This window comes from Planococcus plakortidis, assembly GCF_001687605.2.
In the GTDB taxonomy this organism is placed as follows: Bacteria; Bacillota; Bacilli; order Bacillales_A; family Planococcaceae; genus Planococcus; species Planococcus plakortidis.
In genome coordinates this window covers 1-21,857 of the sequence record NZ_CP016539.2, presented here as the reverse complement: position 1 = coordinate 21,857, position 21,857 = coordinate 1, and the positions used below count along the sequence as shown (strand labels likewise).

The window sequence follows — 21,857 nt, the reverse complement described above, 5'->3', positions numbered from 1 at the left end:
GGTCTTTTCGTTTAGCGGATCGTCGTTTTCCCGCCCATATAAGGCTGCAATACTTCAGGGATGGCAACAGAACCATCTTCCTGCTGGAAATTTTCGAGCAATGCGGCCACTGTACGCCCGACAGCAAGCCCACTGCCGTTCAAGGTGTGGACGAATTCCGGCTTGCCTTTTGCTTCGCGGCGGAATTTGATATTTGCACGGCGAGCCTGGAAATCCTCAAAGTTTGAACAAGAAGAGATCTCACGATACGTTTCCTGGCTCGGGATCCATACTTCGATATCGTATTTCTTCGCGGCCGTAAAGCCAAGATCAGCCGTGCACATCTTCAGGACGCGGTAAGGAAGCCCTAACAATTGCAACACTTTCTCTGCATGGCCCGTCAGCTTCTCGAGTTCCTCATAAGAATCTTCCGGCTTCACAAAGCGCACAAGTTCAACTTTATTGAATTGGTGCTGTCGGATCAAGCCGCGCGTGTCGCGTCCCGCAGAACCCGCTTCAGAGCGGAAATTCGCGCTATAAGAAGCAAAGGCTTGCGGAAGCATGTCGGCAGTCAAGATGTCATCGCGGTAGAAGTTCGTTACCGGCACTTCAGACGTCGGGATGAGGAAATAATCCTCTTTCTCGATCAAGAACGCATCTTCTTCGAATTTCGGCAATTGCCCTGTGCCGGTCAAGCTTTCACGGTTGACCAGATACGGCGGCAAAATTTCCTCATAGCCATGCTCTTCCTGGTGAAGGTCCATCATGAAATTGATGAGCGCGCGCTCTAGGCGTGCCCCGAGCCCGCGGTAGAACACGAAACGGCTTCCGGTTACTTTGGCGGCGCGTTCGAAATCGACGATGTTCAAATCGGTCGCAATATCCCAATGCGGCTTTGCATCAAATCCGAACTGCGGCTGCTCGCCCCATGTACGGATTTCTTCGTTATCGTCTTCGGAGTCGCCAAACGGCACGCTGTCGTGTGGGATGTTCGGCACACGCATCATGATAAAGTCGAGTTTTTCTTCGACTTCACGCAACTCATCGTCGATTGCTTTGATCTGGTCGCCGACTTCACGCGTTTTCGCAATTGCCTCATCGGCATTTTCCTTGTTACGCTTCATGACGGCGATCTGCTGGGACGCCTCGTTGCGCTCTGCTTTCAATTTCTCGGTCTGGACAATTAATTCACGGCGCTTCTGGTCGAGCGCTTCAAAATCATCGAGTACGGAAATATCTTCCCCGCGCTTTCCGAGCTTGGTTTTCACTTGGTCAAAATTTTCCCGTACAAAACGGATATCCAACATAGAAATTCCTCCTTAAGTCTTCGTCAAAAAAGAAAAAACAACGCAAAAATAGCCCTCATCCCCTGGTAAAGGGACGAGAGCTACCCGCGTTGCCACCCTGATTGACCGGCAAAAAGCCTGGTCCTCTTCATCACATAACGGCATTAAAACCGGCACTGGCTCATCGCCATGCAACTCCGGGGTGGATTCAAACGCGTTTGACACCGGTTCGCACCAACCACCGGCTCTCTTACAGAAAAACTGCGCTTTACTATTCCCATCAACGTTTCTTCTTTGAAATTATTCATATTTTACTATAGTGCGCTTCGGTTGGCAAGAGTTCCCTGTTTTCCACCATCTCCAGAAACAGCTGCATCAGCCGGTGGTCTCCGGTCAGTTCGGGATGGAATGAACAGCCAAGGAACGGCCCGCTCCTAGCCAACACGATGCGCCCGCCGTATTCGCACAAGACGTCCACATCTTCACCGGCACATACGATATGCGGCGCACGGATAAATACTGCCGGAAATGGTTCATCGATTCCCGCAATCTCCAGATCTGCTTCAAAACTATCTACTTGCCGGCCGAATGAGTTGCGCGCGACCGTTATGTCCATGACACCGAGATGTGCGGCGTCCTGCCCTTCAATTTCTTTAGCGAGCAGCACCAGCCCCGCACACGTCCCGAAGATTGGCTTCTTGGCCTGAGCAAATTGTTTCAATGGCTCCAGCAAATTCGCACGGTCAATCAACCGCCGCATCGCTGTGCTTTCACCGCCTGGCAGCACCAAACCATCGAGTTCCGCCAACTGGCCGGCATTTTTCACCACGACAGCTTCCGCGCCGCATGCCTCAATCGCCTGTACATGTTCACGCACCGCTCCTTGCAGCGCCAATACACCGATTTTCATCATTACCAACTTCTTTCCTGCATGCGATCCGCCGCACCGATCGTCTCCATTTCCAATCCTTTCATCGCCGGCCCAAGATCTTTCGACAGTTTCGCGATCAATGCGTAATCCTGATAATGAGCTGTCGCTTCGACGATCGCACGCGCAAAACGTTCCGGCTGATCCGATTTGAAAATGCCAGATCCGACAAAGACGCCATCCGCCCCAAGTTCCATCATGAGCGCTGCATCCGCTGGCGTCGCGATGCCCCCTGCCGCAAAATTAACGACGGGTAAACGTCCAAGCAATTTCACTTCTTTCAAGAACTCATACGATGCGCCAAGATCTCTCGCGGCTGTCATCAATTCGTCTTCACCCATCGCAACGATATTGCGCACTTCGGCGTTCACTTGGCGCAAATGGCGTACCGCTTCGACGATATTCCCTGTGCCGGGCTCGCCTTTCGTGCGCAGCATAGAGGCCCCTTCCCCGATGCGTCGCGCCGCTTCACCTATATTGCGGCAGCCACAGACGAACGGCACCGTGTAATCATTTTTCAACAAGTGAAATTCCTCATCCGCCGGTGTCAGCACTTCGCTTTCATCAATATAGTCGACGCCCATCGCTTCTAGCACGCGCGCTTCTGTAATATGGCCGATACGCGCTTTCGCCATGACCGGAATCGACACCGCATTCATCACTTCTTCGGTGATGCGCGGGTCCGCCATACGCGCCACGCCGCCTTCTTTGCGGATATCGGATGGGACGCGCTCAAGCGCCATGACAGCCGTCGCCCCTGCCGCTTCTGCAATTTTCGCCTGTTCTGCATTGACCACGTCCATAATGACGCCGCCTTTTTGCATTTCTGCCATGCCGCGCTTCACTCGATCTGTGCCTTTTTCACTCATCTGAAAATTCCTCCCTTTTGTTGGTTGTTTCCAGTATAATGAACTGTGACCATATAAAAAGACTCAGTTTGCATTAAATTAAAAGGTCAGTTGGAGGAACCCCGATGGATATGCTCATGTTCCAATTGCAAAAACAATCAAGCGTGCCACTATATAAGCAGCTTTATAGAGAAATCCGTACTGCCATCACAGCCGGAAAAATCGCAGTTGGCACCAAGCTTCCGAGCAAGCGCAAACTGGCAGATTATCTGCAGATCAGCCAGACGACCGTCGAACTCGCCTATTCCCAATTAGTCGCAGAAGGCTTTATTGAACCACGCCCGCGCAAAGGCTTTTTCACGATGCCGGTGGAAGAACTGGCTTATTTGGATCTGCCTCAAGAAGAACCGGCTATCCGCGATGTACCAAAACCCAGTTATGCATATGATTTTAACCCCGCGCGCATCGATACCCGTTCATTCCCATTCCCGACATGGCGCAAAACCGCACGCGAAGTGATTGATGAAGAAAACCATGAACTTCTTCTTGCTGGCCACCCGCAAGGAGACGAGTCGCTGCGCGTTGAAATCGCACGCTATTTGTATCAATCCCGCGGCGTGGTATGCGAACCCGAACAAATCATCGTCGGCTCCGGGACCGAGCAATTGATGCCGCTATTGATTCGCCTGTTCGACAAAAACTTGAACTTCGGCTTTGAAAACCCGGGTTACGCCTTGACCCATAGTATTTTCGAACATGACGACAGACAGGCCTTCCCGATTGCAGTCGACGAAGACGGCATCGATGTGCAGGAACTCGACAAAACCGGCGTCGACATCGCTTACGTTACCCCGTCCCACCAATTTCCGACTGGCTCCATCTTGAGCGCCACACGCCGCGCACAATTGCTGAACTGGGCAGCAGCAAAACCTGAACGTTTTATCATCGAAGACGATTACGATAGCGAATTCCGCTATACGAGCCAGCCCATCCCTGCCCTGCAAAGCATGGACGTTGGCGGGCGGGTCATCTATATCAGCACCTTCTCCAAATCGATCATGCCGTCATTACGCATCGCCTATCTCGTATTACCTCCAAGGCTGCTGAACGCCTACCGTAATACTTTTTTGCATTACACCTCCACCGTGCCGCGCATCGACCAGCAAATCGTCGCGACCTTCATGCAAAAAGGCCATTTCTCGAGACATTTAAACCGCATGCGTAAACTGTACCGGAAAAAGCTCGAATGCCTGATGCAAGCACTTAGCCCTTATCAACCAATAGTCACTGTTTCCGGCGAGCAAGCAGGCATGCACGTCGTGTTGACCATCGATACGGAACGCACGGAACAAAACTTAGTGTCCTTGGCAAGCGATGCCGGAATCCGCGTATTCGCGATGCAGAATTATGACCTGCTTAAGCAAAGATCCACTTTACCAAAAATCGTCCTCGGTTTTGGCGGCTTGAATGAAGTTGAAATCCAGCAAGGCGTCGAACAACTGATGCATAGTTGGAACATACAAAAAAACCAGCTCACCCCTAAGGGATGAGCTGGTTTTTCTTAGAATAAACCTTTAATGAAATCCACTGCGCCTTTCATGGACAACGCAAACCAATTGGCGCGATCCACCGTTTCTATCGCTTCAACGCCCGCAGCTGGCTTTTCGCCTTTCAAATATTCCACTTCACTGCCTTCAGAATCCAAAACCCTGACCTTACCTACAAGTTGGCCTTCCTCAACAGTTGCCTCAAGTGGGGCAGCTTCTGTCAATTCAAGCTCAGCCTGATACGTACCAGAAGACGGCGCCAACAAACGTATCGGTTCTTTAACTGCTATTGCGACTTGCTCTTTTTCACCTTTTGCGACAGGAATGGATTCCTGCCCCATAAATTGCTGACCAGCTTTCATGATCTCCGTTTCTTGAAATCCAAAACCATGATCCAATAAGGCACGTGTCGCATCAAAACGTGCCTTATAGGAACCCTCCCCTTCGGTATCGACCGCTTTCATCACTACCGCAATCAACCGGATTCCGTCACGTTTGGCAGTCCCTGCAAATGAATGGCCCGCAAAATCCGTCGTTCCAGTCTTCAAACCGTCCATGCCTTCATATTCATGGTCCATTCCAGGGAGCATCGTATTCCAATTGACCATACGGATCTGATCAGGCGTGCCTTCCCGGAACATCAATTCCGGAATTTTAGCAGTATCCAGGATTTCAGGGTAATCATCCAACAAAGCTTTAGTCAATACGGCCACTGAACGTGCTGACATCGTGTTTTCTTCATCTTCTCCTGTCCCTTCCGGATGCATCCCTAATAGAAACGAATTATTAAGCCCTGTCGAATTGACGAAGTGTGCGTCTTCTATGCCCATTTCCTTCGCTTTATCATTCATCATCCGGACAAACTCTTTCTCAGTACCCGCAATCGTTTCTGCAATGCCGATCGTCGCCGCATTCGCCGAATAAATGGCCATTGCTTCATATAACTCCTTCATCGTATAGGAACCATCCCGGCGCAGTGGAACATTGCTCAAGCGCAAGTCCTGAGAAATACGGTGGCTATAATCCGTCACCTCGTATTCATCGTCCCAACTGACGACACCTTCCTCGATTGCTTCAAACAAAAGATATTCACTCATCATTTTGCTCATCGAAGCGATCCCAAGGACAGCTTCATCATTCTGCCCATATAAAATCTGCCCAGTCTCGGCATCCACGACAATAGCTGCATCCGCCAATACAGGAACAGTTTCTTCTGCCTGCACATCAGCCGGAACCCATATTGTAAAAACAATAGCTGACACAATCATCACTTGAACCCATTTCACTAAACTTTTCACTCACTTGTCCTCCATCGTTTCATTCCTTTTGCTATTTTATCATATTCTCCAGAAGCAAAACGAAAAAACACCTCCCCAATCCTTGGGGAGGTGCCTCATCCTACATAGAATAATTCGGTGATTCTTTAGTAATTTGTACGTCATGCGGATGGCTCTCGATCAACCCTGCGCCAGTCATGCGGATAAACTGTGCATCCTCGCGAAGTGAACGCAAGTCTTTTGTACCGCAATAGCCCATGCCTGCGCGAATGCCTCCAAGTAATTGGTGGATTGTATCTGTAAGAGGGCCTTTATAAGGCAAACGCCCTTCAATTCCTTCAGGCACCAATTTTTTCGCTTCATCCTGGAAATAACGGTCTTTCGAGCCTTTTTCCATGGAAGCAATCGAGCCCATGCCACGGTAAGTCTTGAAGCGGCGTCCTTGGAAGATTTCCGTTTCCCCTGGGCTTTCAGTCGTTCCTGCGAGCAAGCTGCCTAGCATAACAACGTGTCCGCCTGCAGCCAACGCCTTGATAATATCGCCAGAGAACTTAATGCCCCCATCGGCAATGATTGACTTGCCATGTTTACGGGCTTCTGTAGCGCAATCGTAAACAGCTGTGATTTGCGGAACCCCGACACCTGCTACAACCCGTGTTGTGCAGATAGAACCTGGTCCAATACCAACTTTAACGATATCAGCACCCGCTTCAATCAAAGCTTTTGTTCCACTTGCAGTGGCTACGTTCCCTGCTACAATCGTCAGTTCCGGATACGCCTCGCGAATCTGGCTGACCATGTTCAATACACCTGCTGAATGGCCATGTGCGGTGTCAATAACTATCACATCTACCTGAGCTTTCACCAATTGCTCTACACGTTTCATCGTATCAGATGTTACCCCTACAGCTGCACCAGCTAGCAAGCGTCCATGCTCATCTTTTGCAGCAATCGGAAACTCGATCACTTTCTCGATATCCTTGATGGTGATAAGCCCCTTTAACATGCCGTTTTGATCCACGATCGGTAGTTTCTCAATTTTATATTGTTGAAGGATTTTTTCAGCATCTTCCAGAGTCGTGCCGACCGGGGCCGTCACTAGCTTTTCTTTTGTCATAACGTCCTTAATTTCTAATGAATAGTCTTGGATGAAGCGGAGGTCGCGGTTAGTAATGATACCCACCAAGGTAAGATCTTCTTCGCTCTGGACAATCGGTACACCAGAAATACGGTATTTACCCATCAAATGCTCAGCATCGTAAACTTGATGTTGAGGAGTCAAGTAGAACGGATCAGTAATGACGCCATTTTCCGAACGTTTGACAGTCACTACTTGTTCAGCCTGCTCTTCGATACTCATATTTTTATGGATGATTCCAAGACCGCCTTGACGTGCCATTGAAATAGCCATTTTCGCTTCTGTCACAGTGTCCATTCCAGCACTAATAATCGGGATGTTCAGCTTGATTTTCGGCGTCAGTTCCACTGACAAATCAATATCCTTTGGCAAGACTTCTGAATGAGCTGGCACTAGCAATACATCATCGAAGGTTAACCCTTCTTTAAGAAATTTCGATTCCCACATAATTGACACGCCTCCTGCTTCCTTTTGAATATTATTGTAAGGTTATCAGCGGTTTCAGGGGGTGTCAAGAAACTGAAAAAAGTAAAACTATTCCGACTAATGGATCATGAAATTTTCTGTATATCTTTTACTATTTACTATAGTTTTAGCGACGGTGTGCAACGTCAAATTGAAATTTCATTTATTCTTTTATCAAACAAGCCTTAGTGAGTACATAAGATTAAGAGAAGTTTTCATACAATACAAAAAAGCCGTTACCGGAATGAACCGGTAACGGCTTTGCTGCTTGCCCAGCGACGTCCTACTCTCACAGGGGGAAACCCCCAACTACCATCGGCGCAAAAGAGCTTAACTTCCGTGTTCGGGATGGGAACGGGTGTGGCCTCTTTGCCATCATCACTGGACTTTTTTGAGCTTGTTCGCTCAAAACTGGATAAATCGACATTGTGGGAAACGTGCGTTTCAGTTGGTTGGTTAAGTCCTCGATCGATTAGTATTCGTCAGCTGCACGTGTCGCCACGCTTCCACCCCGAACCTATCTACCTCATCGTCTTTGAGGGATCTTACTTGCTTGCGCAATGGGAAATCTCATCTTGAGGGGGGCTTCGTGCTTAGATGCTTTCAGCACTTATCCCGGCCACACATAGCTACCCAGCGATGCTCTTGGCAGAACAACTGGTACACCAGCGGTGTGTCCATCCCGGTCCTCTCGTACTAAGGACAGCTCCTCTCAAATTTCCTGCGCCCGCGACGGATAGGGACCGAACTGTCTCACGACGTTCTGAACCCAGCTCGCGTACCGCTTTAATGGGCGAACAGCCCAACCCTTGGGACCGACTACAGCCCCAGGATGCGATGAGCCGACATCGAGGTGCCAAACCTCCCCGTCGATGTGGACTCTTGGGGGAGATAAGCCTGTTATCCCCGGGGTAGCTTTTATCCGTTGAGCGATGGCCCTTCCATGCGGAACCACCGGATCACTAAGTCCGTCTTTCGACCCTGCTCGACCTGTCCGTCTCGCAGTCAAGCTCCCTTGTGCCTTTACACTCTGCGAATGATTTCCAACCATTCTGAGGGAACCTTTGAGCGCCTCCGTTACTCTTTAGGAGGCGACCGCCCCAGTCAAACTGCCCGCCTGACACTGTCTCCCAAGCCGCTTAGGCTTGTGGGTTAGAAGTTCAATACAACCAGGGTAGTATCCCACCGACGCCTCCCCCGAAGCTGGCGCTCCGGGTTCTCTGGCTCCTACCTATCCTGTACAAGTTGCACCAAAATTCAATATCAGGCTACAGTAAAGCTCCACGGGGTCTTTCCGTCCTGTCGCGGGTAACCTGCATCTTCACAGGTACTATAATTTCACCGAGTCTCTCGTTGAGACAGTGCCCAGATCGTTACGCCTTTCGTGCGGGTCGGAACTTACCCGACAAGGAATTTCGCTACCTTAGGACCGTTATAGTTACGGCCGCCGTTTACTGGGGCTTCGGTTCGCACCTTCGCTTGCGCTAAGCACTCCCCTTAACCTTCCAGCACCGGGCAGGCGTCAGCCCCTATACGTCACCTTACGGTTTTGCAGAGACCTGTGTTTTTGCTAAACAGTCGCCTGGGCCTATTCACTGCGGCTCTCTCGGGCTATTCACCCTACCAGAGCACCCCTTCTCCCGAAGTTACGGGGTCATTTTGCCGAGTTCCTTAACGAGAGTTCACTCGCTCACCTTAGAATTCTCTTCTCGCCTACCTGTGTCGGTTTGCGGTACGGGCACCTCCCGCCTCGCTAGAGGCTTTTCTTGGCAGTGTGAAATCAGGGACTCTGAGGTTAAACCTCTTGCCATCACTGCTTGATGTATATAGAAACGGGATTTGCCTCGTTTCTCATCTCACAACTTGGACGTGCACAACCAACGGCACGCTCACCCTATCCTTCTGCGTCCCCCCCATTACTCAAACGGCGGGGAGGTGGTACAGGAATATCAACCTGTTGTCCATCGTCTACGCCTATCGGCCTCGACTTAGGTCCCGACTAACCCTGAGCGGACGAGCCTTCCTCAGGAAACCTTAGGCATTCGGTGGACGGGATTCTCACCCGTCTTTCGTTACTCATACCGGCATTCTCACTTCTAAGCGCTCCACCAGTCCTTCCGGTCTGACTTCACCGCCCTTAGAACGCTCTCCTACCACGGACATCTCAGATGTCCATCCACAGCTTCGGTAATCCGTTTAGCCCCGGTACATTTTCGGCGCAGTGTCACTCGACCAGTGAGCTATTACGCACTCTTTAAATGATGGCTGCTTCTAAGCCAACATCCTGGTTGTCTAAGCAACGCCACATCCTTTTCCACTTAACGGATATTTGGGGACCTTAGCTGGTGGTCTGGGCTGTTTCCCTCTTGACTACGGATCTTATCACTCGCAGTCTGACTCCCAAGCATAAATCACTGGCATTCGGAGTTTGTCTGAATTCGGTAACCCGGGATGGGCCCCTAGTCCAAACAGTGCTCTACCTCCAGGATTCTCTATCTTGAGGCTAGCCCTAAAGCTATTTCGGAGAGAACCAGCTATCTCCAGGTTCGATTGGAATTTCTCCGCTACCCACACCTCATCCCCGCACTTTTCAACGTGCGTGGGTTCGGGCCTCCAGTAAGTGTTACCTTACCTTCACCCTGGACATGGGTAGATCACCTGGTTTCGGGTCTACAACTGCATACTCATTCGCCCTGTTCAGACTCGCTTTCGCTGCGGCTCCGGCTTCTCACCTTAACCTTGCATGCAATCGTAACTCGCCGGTTCATTCTACAAAAGGCACGCTATCACCCATTAACGGGCTCTAACTACTTGTAGGCACACGGTTTCAGGATCTCTTTCACTCCCCTTCCGGGGTGCTTTTCACCTTTCCCTCACGGTACTGGTTCACTATCGGTCACTAGGGAGTATTTAGCCTTGGGAGATGGTCCTCCCGGATTCCGACGGAATTTCACGTGTTCCGCCGTACTCAGGATCCACTCTGGAGGGAATGCACTTTCGGCTACGGGGCTCTTACCCTGTCTCGCGGACCGTTCCAGGTCGCTTCGCCTAATCCATTCCTTTGTAACTCCGTATAGAGTGTCCTACAACCCCAGAAGGCAAGCCTTCTGGTTTGGGCTGTTCCCGTTTCGCTCGCCGCTACTTGGGGAATCGCATTTGCTTTCTCTTCCTTCAGGTACTTAGATGTTTCAGTTCCCTGAGTCTGCCTTCTCATGTGCTATGAATTCACACATGGATACTGCTCCATTACGAACAGTGGGTTTCCCCATTCGGAAATCCCCGGATCACAGCTCACTTACAGCTCCCCGAGGCATATCGGTGTTAGTGCCGTCCTTCTTCGGCTCCTAGTGCCAAGGCATCCACCGTGCGCCCTTATTAACTTAACCACTGATGGTCAAACAATAAGTTGATCGCTTGAGGCGATCACGCTACTTGATGCTTGTTTCTTAATCAATGTCGATCTATCCAGTTTTCAAAGAACAAGTCTGAAAGCCAATCCTTGCGGAGTGAACCTTCAAAACTGAACGCAAAACGTCAACCCGATTCCGAAGAATCGGTTCCGATATTATCCTTAGAAAGGAGGTGATCCAGCCGCACCTTCCGATACGGCTACCTTGTTACGACTTCACCCCAATCATCTGTCCCACCTTCGGCGGCTGGCTCCCATAAGGGTTACCCCACCGACTTCGGGTGTTACAAACTCTCGTGGTGTGACGGGCGGTGTGTACAAGGCCCGGGAACGTATTCACCGCGGCATGCTGATCCGCGATTACTAGCGATTCCGGCTTCATGCAGGCGAGTTGCAGCCTGCAATCCGAACTGAGAACGGTTTTCTGGGATTGGCTCCCCCTCGCGGGTTCGCGACCCTTTGTACCGTCCATTGTAGCACGTGTGTAGCCCAGGTCATAAGGGGCATGATGATTTGACGTCATCCCCACCTTCCTCCGGTTTGTCACCGGCAGTCACCTTAGAGTGCCCAACTGAATGCTGGCAACTAAGATCAAGGGTTGCGCTCGTTGCGGGACTTAACCCAACATCTCACGACACGAGCTGACGACAACCATGCACCACCTGTCACCGCTGTCCCCGAAGGGAAAGCCTTGTCTCCAAGGCGGTCAGCGGGATGTCAAGACCTGGTAAGGTTCTTCGCGTTGCTTCGAATTAAACCACATGCTCCACCGCTTGTGCGGGCCCCCGTCAATTCCTTTGAGTTTCAGCCTTGCGGCCGTACTCCCCAGGCGGAGTGCTTAATGCGTTAGCTGCAGCACTAAGGGGCGGAAACCCCCTAACACTTAGCACTCATCGTTTACGGCGTGGACTACCAGGGTATCTAATCCTGTTTGCTCCCCACGCTTTCGCGCCTCAGCGTCAGTTACAGACCAGAAAGTCGCCTTCGCCACTGGTGTTCCTCCACATCTCTACGCATTTCACCGCTACACGTGGAATTCCACTTTCCTCTTCTGCACTCAAGTCCCCCAGTTTCCAATGACCCTCCACGGTTGAGCCGTGGGCTTTCACATCAGACTTAAAGGACCGCCTGCGCGCGCTTTACGCCCAATAATTCCGGACAACGCTTGCCACCTACGTATTACCGCGGCTGCTGGCACGTAGTTAGCCGTGGCTTTCTGGTGAGGTACCGTCAAGGTACCAGTAGTTACTTGGTACTTGTTCTTCCCTCACAACAGAGTTTTACGATCCGAAAACCTTCTTCACTCACGCGGCGTTGCTCCGTCAGACTTTCGTCCATTGCGGAAGATTCCCTACTGCTGCCTCCCGTAGGAGTCTGGGCCGTGTCTCAGTCCCAGTGTGGCCGATCACCCTCTCAGGTCGGCTACGCATCGTCGCCTTGGTGGGCCGTTACCCCACCAACTAGCTAATGCGCCGCGGGCCCATCCTGCAGTGACAGCCGAAACCGTCTTTCCGTACAGCCTCATGAGAGGCCGCAAACTATTCGGTATTAGCACCGGTTTCCCGGAGTTATCCCGATCTGCAGGGCAGGTTGCCCACGTGTTACTCACCCGTCCGCCGCTAAACCAAAGGAGCAAGCTCCAATGGTTCCGCTCGACTTGCATGTATTAGGCACGCCGCCAGCGTTCGTCCTGAGCCAGGATCAAACTCTCCATTATAGAGTAGTATTGATTGCTCAATAGTTGCTGGCGCATCGCCGTCTCGAAAGACGCGCGATTCGCTTGATCTGCATACGCTGATCAGTAGTTTTTTTGCTCCGATCGCCCAAGGGCGACCCTCGCAAATATGGTTTCTCGCGCTAAGCGCTCGAAACATATTCGTTGACGTTTTGCTGTTCAGTTTTCAAGGTTCATGTTGTACGCCTTGTTTTGGCGACTTGATAAATATATCACGCCTTACTATTCACGTCAACAGTTTTAAGAAAAAAAACTTTTCCTTTCTTCAAATCTCTTTCTATTAAGAAATAAAAGAGCTTGCCGAGTTGCCGGCAAGCTCTTTTAAAATCTTCTATTCTTTTAGTTCGTCTTCTGCATTTTCTTCTATTTCATCTTCAACAAGCTCATCCTCTGTGTAGACATCTGCTTCTGCACTTTCTTCGATGAGTGCTTCTACTTTGTCTTCACTAACTTGTTCTGTCTCTTCTTCAACTTCTGCTACTTCATCATCATCTAAATCCTTTTTAACTTTAGTGACCGTAGCAACGATCTCTTCGTCTCCAAGACGAATTAATGTAACCCCTTGCGTGTTTCTGCCAGTGGTTGAAATTCCTTCAACGTCCATGCGGATCAACACGCCGTGTTGTGTGATCAGCATGATATCTTCAGTACCGTTTACAGCTCTTACAGCCACAAGCGGGCCATTCTTCTCTGTGATATGGCAAGTCTTGATTCCCATTCCGCCTCTTGACTGTACACGATACTCGCTTTCTTTAGTGCGCTTCCCAAAACCATTCTCTGTTACTACGAGAATATCGTCACCTGACTCCAAAGTTTCCATTCCGACAACTTGGTCGCCTTCACGGAGACGAATGCCCCGGACACCGCTTGCTGCGCGTCCCATGCTGCGGATATCCGTCTCAGGGAATCGGATCAATGCGCCATCGCGTGTTCCGATGATAATTTCTTTATTGCCGTCAGTCATCTTGACTGAAATCAATTCGTCATCTTCACGCAAATTGATAGCAATTAATCCGTTCTGGCGAATATTTGCATAGCTGCTTACTGGTGTACGCTTGCTAAGGCCGCCGCGTGTCGTGAAGAAGAAGAAATCATCTTCCTTAAATTCTTCGACACGGATTACCGCTGTCACTTTTTCGTTCTTTCCTATCTCCAGTAAGTTTACTAGTGGCAAGCCTTTCGCAGTCCGGCCGTATTCAGGAACCTGATAGCCTTTCTTGCGATAGACTTTCCCTTCGCTTGTGAAGAACAGGATGGTGTCATGCGTCGATGTATATAGAAGGTGTTCCACGAAATCATCTTCGTTGGTTCCCATTCCCTGGACGCCGCGTCCGCCGCGCTTCTGGCTGCGGTAAGTATTGGCAGGCAAGCGTTTGATGTAGCCGTTATGCGTGAGTGTCAGTACCGAAGCTTCACGTGGGATAAGGTCTTCATCTTCGATCATTTCAGATCCCCCGACAGTGATTTCCGTTCTGCGAGGGTCATTGAAACGTTCTTTAATTTCCAGGATTTCCTCGCGGATAATTTCGAGGATTTTCGATTCGTCCGCAAGAATTGAACGCAACTCATTGATGAGTGCGACGAGCCCTTGGTATTCCTCTTCGATTTTGTCCCGTTCGAGACCGGTCAAACGTTGAAGGCGCATGTCCAGGATGGCCTGGGATTGGCGCTCAGACAAATTGAAATCATTCATCAAACCGTTGCGGGCTTCTTCGGTTGTTTGCGACCCACGGATCAAAGCGATGATGGCATCGATATGATCAAGTGCGATGCGCAAGCCTTCAAGGATATGCGCGCGGTCTTCCGCTTTTTGCAAGTCGAATTCCGTCCGGCGGCGGATAATGACTTTCTGGTGCTCAAGGTAATGATAAAGAACGTCTTTCAAGCCCAGAACTTTCGGCTGGCCATCGACGAGCGCGAGCATATTGATGCCGAAGCTTGTTTGCATCGCCGTCTGTTTGTACAAGTTATTCAATATGACATTGGCGCTCGCGTCCCTGCGCACTTCGATGACGACACGCATCCCGTTGCGGTCGGATTCGTCACGCAAATCAGTGATGCCGTCGATTTTTTTATCGCGCACGAGTTCTGCGATTTTTTCGATCAGACGCGCTTTGTTGACTTGATAAGGCAGCTCGTGGATGAGGATTACTTCTTTGCCGTTCGGTTTCGTTTCGATTTCAACAACCGCACGGATCAACACCGAACCTTTTCCGGTTTCGTAAGCACGGCGGATGCCGCTCCGTCCGAGGATGATGCCTCCGGTCGGGAAATCGGGCCCTGGAAGGAACTCAAGCAATTCTTCCGTCGTAATGGCCGGGTTTTCAGCCAACGCAAGAACCGCATCGATCGTCTCGCCTAGATTATGAGGCGGGATATTGGTAGCCATGCCGACCGCGATTCCGGAAGTTCCGTTGACAAGCAAGTTCGGGAATCTGCTTGGGAGGACAATTGGTTCTTTTTCCTGGCCATCGTAGTTTTCCTTATAATCAACTGTATTTTTATTTAAATCGCGCAAAAGTTCCATGGAAATTTTTGACATTTTGGATTCTGTATAGCGCATTGCCGCTGCTGCATCGCCGTCCACTGAACCGAAGTTCCCGTGGCCATCGACGAGCATATAGCGATAGCTGAAATCCTGGGCCATGCGTACCATCGTTTCATAAACTGCGCTATCACCGTGCGGGTGATATTTACCGATTACGTCACCGACGATACGGGCTGATTTTTTATAGCCTTTATCTGCTGTGATCCCGAGGTCATGCATCGCATATAAAATACGCCGATGCACCGGCTTCAAGCCGTCCCGGACATCCGGCAACGCACGCGACACGATGACGCTCATCGCATAGTCAAGGAATGATGTGCGCATCTCCGTGCTGATGTTTATTTCTTCTACTCCGCTGCCTGGCCGTTCCGCCATATCCGCAGCCTCCTCTCAACTCTTGTTGCTTTATACATCCAAGTTCTTTACATAACTGGCGTTTTCTTCAATGAAGTTGCGGCGCGGTTCGACGTCATCCCCCATTAGCATATGGAAAGTCTCATCCGCTGTCATTGCATCTTCAAGCGTCACTTGCAGCAAGGTCCGGAAATCCGGATCCATTGTCGTATCCCATAGTTGCTCAGCATTCATCTCCCCTAGGCCTTTATAGCGCTGGACATGCGGTTTTGGGGTTGCTGGCAATTTAGCCAATGCTTCTTTCAGCTGTGCATCCGAATAGACATAATCGACATGCTTGCCTTGTTTAATCTGGAATAAAGGCGGCTGTGCGATGTAAATATAGCCAGCTTCGATCAGCGGGCGCATGTAGCGGAAGAGGAACGTCAATAGCAAAGTCCGGATATGGGCGCCGTCGACATCGGCATCGGTCATGATGACGACTTTATGGTAACGGGCTTTGTCGAGGTTGAACTCTTCACCGATCCCTGTGCCAAGCGCCGTAATGATATTACGGATTTCCGCGTTAACGAGAATTTTATCCAGGCGCGCTTTTTCTACGTTGAGGATTTTCCCGCGCAATGGCAAAATCGCCTGGAAGTGGCGGTCGCGGCCGGATTTTGCGGATCCGCCCGCTGAATCTCCCTCTACGATGTAGATTTCGCTGATTTTCGGATCGCGCGAAGAACAGTCTGCAAGTTTCCCTGGCAGGCTTGATACTTCAAGGACCGATTTGCGGCGTGTGAATTCGCGTGCTTTTTTGGCAGCCATCCGCGCATGGGAAGCCATGATGCCCTTTTCGATGATTTTCTTTGCCGTCGTTGGATTTTCGAGCAAAAAGCGCTCGAATCCGCCTGAGAACAGATTATTGACGATCGTCGACACTTCCGTGTTGCCAAGCTTCGTCTTGGTCTGGCCTTCGAACTGAGGATCCGGATGCTTGACGGAAATGATTGCCGTCAACCCTTCTCTTACATCCTCACCCGTCAGATTCGCTTCAGCGTCTTTTATCAAGCCGTTTTTGCGGCCGTAATCATTGATGACGCGCGTCAATGCCGTTTTGAAGCCGGATTCGTGCGTTCCGCCTTCATGGGTGCTGATATTGTTCGCGAATGAAAAGATATTCGCGGCAAATCCGCCATTATATTGCATCGCGACTTCAACATCGATGCCATCCCGCTCCGACTCGACGAAAATCGCTTCGTCGTGAAGCGGGTCTTTCGATTTATTCAAATGCTCGACGTAGGATTTGATACCGCCTTCGTAATGGTATTTCTTTTCCTGCTCGAGGCCTTCGCGTTCATCTGCGACCACGATTTTCAAGCCGCGGTTCAAATAAGCGAGCTCACGCAGTCGGTGATCGAGAATATCGAATTCATACACTGTCGTTTCCTTGAAGATGTCACCGTCCGCTTTAAATCGGATGGTCGTTCCGGTTTTGTCGGCTTCGCCGATGACACCGAGCTCTTTTGTGACAGCGCCGCGCTGGAATTGAATGAAATGGCGCTTGCCATCCCTGTGAACGTAAACTTCTGTCGTCTCGGACAAGGCGTTGACGACAGAAGCGCCGACGCCGTGGAGGCCGCCGGATACTTTATAGCCGCCGCCGCCGAATTTACCGCCTGCATGAAGGACCGTCATGATGACTTCAACAGCCGGGCGGCCCATTTTTTCTTGCATATCGACTGGAATCCCGCGGCCGTTATCTTCTACCCGGATCCAATTGTCTTTTTCAATCGTGACGCGGATTTCATCGCAATAACCGGCAAGGGCTTCGTCGATGCTGTTATCCACGATTTCCCATACTAAATGATGCAGTCCTCTCGATCCCGTAGAACCGATATACATGCCCGGCCGTTTCCGGACCGCTTCTAAGCCTTCCAATACTTGAATCTGGTTGGCACCATACGATTGTTCAAGATTCGTATCTTCCATAGCCATTCCGTTCACCTGCTCTTTCTTGACAACTCATTATTTCCATTGATCGGTTATAACCTGTTTTGCTGAATTTTATTCAATAATGCCTGGGGCCGATAAGGCGACCCGTAGACGAAATCATCGGTGACGACATAGGATTTCACTGCCTCGGGCGGTACCAAAAGCCGCGTAAAAGCGGAGTGGACATAGTGTTCATGATGGACCACCGCAAGGATTTCCGTTACGGCAACCAAATGGGAGGCCCCGATCTGGACATACATGCATGCTCACTCCTTGACCGTCCCTTTCGACACCTCGAAAAGGCGGGCGCTTTGAATGGTCTCGTGCTGGATGCCTTCGACGCTGGTGGTCGTGACAAAGGTCTGCACGGATCCACGGATGGTATTGAGTAGATGGGATTGGCGATAATCGTCCAGCTCCGAAAGTACATCGTCCAGAAGAAGAACCGGCGCTTCGCCGACTTCCTGCTTGATGAGCTCAATTTCCGCGAGCTTCAAGGACAGTGCTGTCGTGCGCTGCTGCCCTTGAGAGCCGTAAGTCTGGACGTCGTAGCCGTTGACGATGAACTGCAGATCGTCACGGTGAGGCCCGACCAGCGTTACGCCACGGTCAAGTTCCCGCTTTTTCACTTCCTGGAGTTTCTGCTCTAAAAAGGACGCCATTTCAGCAGGCGTCCATTCGGGCTTCAACCCACTAATCGGCTGATAGCGGATTTCCAGTTTTTCAAGCCCACGGGAAATGCCGTGATGGATCGGTTCTGCCCATTTTTGCAGCAATTCCATGAACTGGAATCTTTTTTGTATAATTTTTACAGCAGCTTCGATGAATTGTTCGGTATAAACATCGAACATGACATCATTGATCGCCTGTTTGCCATAATGCTGCTTCAATATATGGTTACGCTGTTTCAACAGCTTTTGGTAATTGACGAGATCGTGGAGATAGACCGGTGAAATCTGGCCGATCTCCATATCGATGAAGCGGCGCCTGACCTGTGGACTGCCTTTAACCAAATGCAGGTCTTCAGGAGCGAACATGACGACGTTCAACTGGCCGATATAATCGCTCAGCCGCCTTTGCTCCAGGTGGTTCACTTTCGCTTTCTTGCCTTTTTTGGAAAAGCTGATTTCAAGCGGCAGTTTGCCATATTTCCGGAGCACATCAGCTTTAATTTTACCATATTCCGCGTCCCAGCGTATCAATTCTTTGTCATTGCTCGTCCGATGGGATTTCGCCATCGATAAAACATAGAGCGATTCCATGATATTGGTTTTGCCTTGCGCGTTCTCGCCGATGAAGACGTTGATCTCCGGCGAGAAGTCGAGCTTGAGCGTTTCATAGTTGCGGTAATCGACTAACTCGAGGTTGTCAATCCGCATCGAAGCTCATGCCTTCGGCGACAACGATGCGGAATTCCCCCGTCCCCGGTATGTTCACAGTGTCCTCGGGACGCAATTTGCGCCCTCTGCGGTCTTCCGCTTCCCCGTTCACGAATACTTCGTGTTCACTCAAGAACCATTTGGCCATGCCGCCTGAACTGATCGTATCCGTCATTTTCAGCAATTGCCCAAGTGTAATAAATTCCGTCTCAATACCGATTTCCTTCAAAATGCACTCATCCTTCGATTCGTAGTCTATCCCTTTATTTTACCCTATTTGACCCCATAAGTAAAAAGGATAGCCTGTATGGGCTATCCTGAGGGTTTTGGTGCTGATTAATATGTCCGGACAGGAAGAATCAATTGAAGAATCGAGTCGTCCAATGCCGATTTCAAAATGAACGGGCGCATCGCTCCAGTGAACTGGATGATGACATCCTGCCCATCGATCGCTTTCAATGCATCCATCATGAACTTCGCACTGAAGGAAATCTTCAGCTCTTCACCGTCCACGCTTTGCGCTTGCAATTGCTCTTCGACTTTCCCGACTTCCGGAGAATTCGAAGATACCTCGACTTCGCTGCCGTCGTTTGTGGAGAAGCGCACGACGTTATTGCGTTCTTCACGGGCTAGTAGTGATGCACGGTCGATTGCCTGAAGCAATGAACGGCCGTTTACCGTCACCGTCGTCTTGTATTCAGATGGGATGAGGCGTGAAGTATCCGGGTAGTTCCCTTCCAATAGGCGGGAGAAGAACAAGATGTGCTTCGATTTGAACAACACTTGCTGGTTGGTCATGACGATCTCGACCGGATCGGACGTGTCATCGAGGATTTTGTTCAATTCATTCAAGCTTTTCCCTGGAATGACGACGCTGTACTCCCCTTCCGGCAAAGTTTCGAGTTTCGTTTTGCGGCGTGCCAGGCGGTGGCTGTCAGTTGCGACACAGACAAGCTCCCCGTCTTTCACTTCCCAATGGACGCCAGTAAGCACCGGGCGTGTCTCAGAACTGGACACGGCGAATACCGTTTCTCTATTGATTGTTTTCAACAAATCCGCTGGAATCGTGAAAATGCGGTCGTCCTGGATATCGGGCAGTTGCGGATAATCCATGGCGTCAAGGCCGATCAAGTGGAATTCGGATTTCCCTGAACGGATATGCGTCTGGAAATTGCCGTTGATTTCGATTTCGACTTCGTTGGTCGGCAATTTGCGGACGATTTCCCCGAATACTTTTGCCTGAAGGACGATGCTTCCGCCTTCCGTGACCTCGATCAATTGCTGTCCATCCTCTTCTGCCGGGATGAAGGTTTGAATGGTGATATCGGAATCGCTACCTGTCAAACGCATGCCTTCTGTAGAAACATCCATCTTGATCCCTGTCAGAATCGGGATTGTCGTTTTTGAACTGACTGCTTTCATTACATCGTTTAAACCTTCAACTAGTCGCTCACGTTTTATCTCGAATTTCATTCTCGAACCTCGCTTATATATATATTTTAGTTATTAGTAATTAAAGACAGTAATAGTAATAGGGGCTGTGAATATGTGGATAAGCCTTAAAAAAGCAATCAAAGCAGTTTATCCACATGTAGGTAAACTGTGCATAAACTGCTTAAGGAAATCGAGGGTTATCCACAACCCTATTTCCCGAGTGCAGATCGAATTTCTTTGATGTCCTGCTGAAGCTGCTGGTTCTCTTTCAGCATCGTATTGATCTTTTCGTGCGCATGGATGACCGTCGTGTGGTCACGCCCGCCAAATTCCTCGCCGATTTTCGGCAATGAAAAATCCGTCATTTCGCGTGATAGATACATCGCGATCTGGCGCGGATAGGCGATATCCTTCGTGCGGCGTTTTGTCTTGAAATCCTCAAGCTTGACGTTGAACTGCTCGCCGACTGCGTTTTGGATGTCCAAAATAGTAATCACTTTCGGCTTGGAGTTCGGCATGATGTCTTTCAAGGCTTCTGAAGCGAGTTCGGCGCTCATGTCCCGGTTGATCAGGGAGGAATAAGCGACGACGCGGATCAATGCGCCTTCGAGCTCGCGGATGTTGGAATCGATCGAATTGGCGATATAGGTCATGACATCGTTCGGGATGTCCAGGCCGTCCGCTTTCGCCTTTTTGCGCAAAATGGCGATCCGCGTTTCCAGGTCCGGCGGTGTGATATCGGTGATCAATCCCCATTCAAAGCGAGATCTTAAGCGGTCTTCAAGCGTCGGGATCTCTTTCGGCGGCCGATCGCTTGAGATGATGATCTGCTTGGATTCTTCGTGCAGCGTATTGAACGTATGGAAGAACTCTTCCTGTGTCTGCTCTTTGCCGGCTAAAAATTGGATATCATCGATGAGCAAAATATCGACATTTCGATATTTATTGCGGAAATCGACGGTCTGGTTGTCACGGATCGAGTTGATGAACTCGTTGGTGAATTTTTCAGACGACAAATAAACCACTTTGGCGTCCGGGTTGTGTTCGATAACATAATGTCCGATTGCATGCATTAGGTGGGTCTTGCCAAGTCCTACGCCCCCATAGATGAAAAGCGGGTTGTACGCTTTTGCCGGTGCTTCGGCGACAGCGAGCGATGCAGCGTGCGCAAAGCGGTTGCCGGAACCAATGACGAATGTGTCAAAGGTGTACTTCGGGTTCAGCATGCCCGGCAAAAACTCTTGCTGTTCCGCCTGCCCCGGTTTGACACGGGGAGCGGGAAGCTGGAAATCATCCATATCCTGATCTTTTGGCACCACAAATTTAATAAGCGCTTCGTCCCCTGTGAGATCTGTCAAAATGCCGGTGATCAAGTGCACGTAATGGTTTTCGAGCCAGTCGCGCGCAAATGAATTCGGGGCTGAGATGGTGACAGTGTCTTCTTTATAGGACAAGAGCTTAGTAGATTTGAGCCAAGTTTCAAAGCTGGGCTTGGAGATTTTTTTCTCGACTTGGGCTAAGACACTCGACCAAATTTCGTCTAAGTGTTCCAA

The 21,857-nt window shown here is 50.2% G+C and carries 13 protein-coding genes, 3 rRNA genes and 1 other annotated feature; of the genes, 1 reads left to right on the top strand and 15 read right to left on the bottom strand.

The features are described from left to right. Window positions 1-11: 11 nt before the first annotated feature. The 3 genes from serS to pdxS form a co-directional block, all read right to left on the bottom strand. Window positions 12-1,286 (bottom strand): serine--tRNA ligase, encoded by a 1,275-nt coding sequence (serS, locus tag BBI15_RS00080; protein WP_068871194.1) that lies wholly within the window; start codon window positions 1,284-1,286, stop codon window positions 12-14. 66 nt (window positions 1,287-1,352) lie between these two features. Beyond that, window positions 1,353-1,558 (bottom strand) — a binding site (T-box leader). A gap of 11 nt (window positions 1,559-1,569) precedes the next feature. Then, window positions 1,570-2,175, bottom strand: coding sequence for a pyridoxal 5'-phosphate synthase glutaminase subunit PdxT (gene pdxT, locus BBI15_RS00075; RefSeq protein WP_269466044.1), 606 nt, complete (start codon window positions 2,173-2,175; stop codon window positions 1,570-1,572). A 2-nt stretch (window positions 2,176-2,177) separates the two neighbouring features. Beyond that, window positions 2,178-3,062 (bottom strand): pyridoxal 5'-phosphate synthase lyase subunit PdxS, encoded by an 885-nt coding sequence (gene pdxS, locus BBI15_RS00070; RefSeq protein WP_068871190.1) that lies wholly within the window; start codon window positions 3,060-3,062, stop codon window positions 2,178-2,180. Window positions 3,063-3,166: 104 nt separating this feature from the next. On the opposite strand from pdxS, the gene pdxR reads away from it, so the two are divergent. Next, the gene (gene pdxR, locus BBI15_RS00065; protein WP_068871188.1) at window positions 3,167-4,591 is read left to right on the top strand and encodes a MocR-like pyridoxine biosynthesis transcription factor PdxR; all 1,425 of its coding nucleotides are present in this window, start codon (window positions 3,167-3,169) and stop codon (window positions 4,589-4,591) included. A gap of 11 nt (window positions 4,592-4,602) precedes the next feature. Here pdxR and BBI15_RS00060 read toward each other — a convergent pair whose 3' ends face one another. The 12 genes from BBI15_RS00060 to dnaA form a co-directional block, all read right to left on the bottom strand. Continuing rightward, window positions 4,603-5,856 (bottom strand): serine hydrolase, encoded by a 1,254-nt coding sequence (locus tag BBI15_RS00060; RefSeq protein ID WP_084632998.1) that lies wholly within the window; start codon window positions 5,854-5,856, stop codon window positions 4,603-4,605. 130 nt (window positions 5,857-5,986) lie between these two features. Next, the gene (gene guaB, locus BBI15_RS00055; protein WP_068871186.1) at window positions 5,987-7,450 is read right to left on the bottom strand and encodes an IMP dehydrogenase; all 1,464 of its coding nucleotides are present in this window, start codon (window positions 7,448-7,450) and stop codon (window positions 5,987-5,989) included. A 288-nt stretch (window positions 7,451-7,738) separates the two neighbouring features. Next, window positions 7,739-7,854: ribosomal RNA gene (rrf, locus tag BBI15_RS00050) — 5S ribosomal RNA — on the bottom strand. A 66-nt stretch (window positions 7,855-7,920) separates the two neighbouring features. After that, a 23S ribosomal RNA gene (locus BBI15_RS00045) occupies window positions 7,921-10,854 on the bottom strand. A gap of 189 nt (window positions 10,855-11,043) precedes the next feature. Continuing rightward, a 16S ribosomal RNA gene (locus tag BBI15_RS00040) occupies window positions 11,044-12,594 on the bottom strand. Together the 16S, 23S and 5S rRNA genes form the textbook arrangement of a ribosomal RNA operon. Window positions 12,595-12,943: 349 nt before the next feature. Beyond that, entirely contained in the window at window positions 12,944-15,535 is a 2,592-nt protein-coding gene (gene gyrA / locus BBI15_RS00035) for a DNA gyrase subunit A (protein WP_068871184.1), read from the bottom strand. A 30-nt stretch (window positions 15,536-15,565) separates the two neighbouring features. Further along, entirely contained in the window at window positions 15,566-17,494 is a 1,929-nt protein-coding gene (gene gyrB, locus BBI15_RS00030) for a DNA topoisomerase (ATP-hydrolyzing) subunit B (protein WP_068871182.1), read from the bottom strand. A 47-nt stretch (window positions 17,495-17,541) separates the two neighbouring features. Continuing rightward, window positions 17,542-17,751 (bottom strand): hypothetical protein, encoded by a 210-nt coding sequence (locus BBI15_RS00025; protein WP_068871180.1) that lies wholly within the window; start codon window positions 17,749-17,751, stop codon window positions 17,542-17,544. A gap of 6 nt (window positions 17,752-17,757) precedes the next feature. Further along, window positions 17,758-18,870, bottom strand: coding sequence for a DNA replication/repair protein RecF (gene recF / locus BBI15_RS00020; protein WP_068871178.1), 1,113 nt, complete (start codon window positions 18,868-18,870; stop codon window positions 17,758-17,760). Further along, window positions 18,860-19,099 (bottom strand): S4 domain-containing protein YaaA, encoded by a 240-nt coding sequence (gene yaaA, locus BBI15_RS00015; protein WP_058382265.1) that lies wholly within the window; start codon window positions 19,097-19,099, stop codon window positions 18,860-18,862. The genes recF and yaaA overlap by 11 nt, the downstream gene beginning before the upstream one ends. A 107-nt stretch (window positions 19,100-19,206) precedes the next feature. Next, the gene (gene dnaN / locus BBI15_RS00010; protein ID WP_068871176.1) at window positions 19,207-20,343 is read right to left on the bottom strand and encodes a DNA polymerase III subunit beta; all 1,137 of its coding nucleotides are present in this window, start codon (window positions 20,341-20,343) and stop codon (window positions 19,207-19,209) included. A 170-nt stretch (window positions 20,344-20,513) separates the two neighbouring features. Next, window positions 20,514-21,857 (bottom strand): chromosomal replication initiator protein DnaA, encoded by a 1,344-nt coding sequence (dnaA, locus tag BBI15_RS00005; RefSeq protein ID WP_068871174.1) that lies wholly within the window; start codon window positions 21,855-21,857, stop codon window positions 20,514-20,516.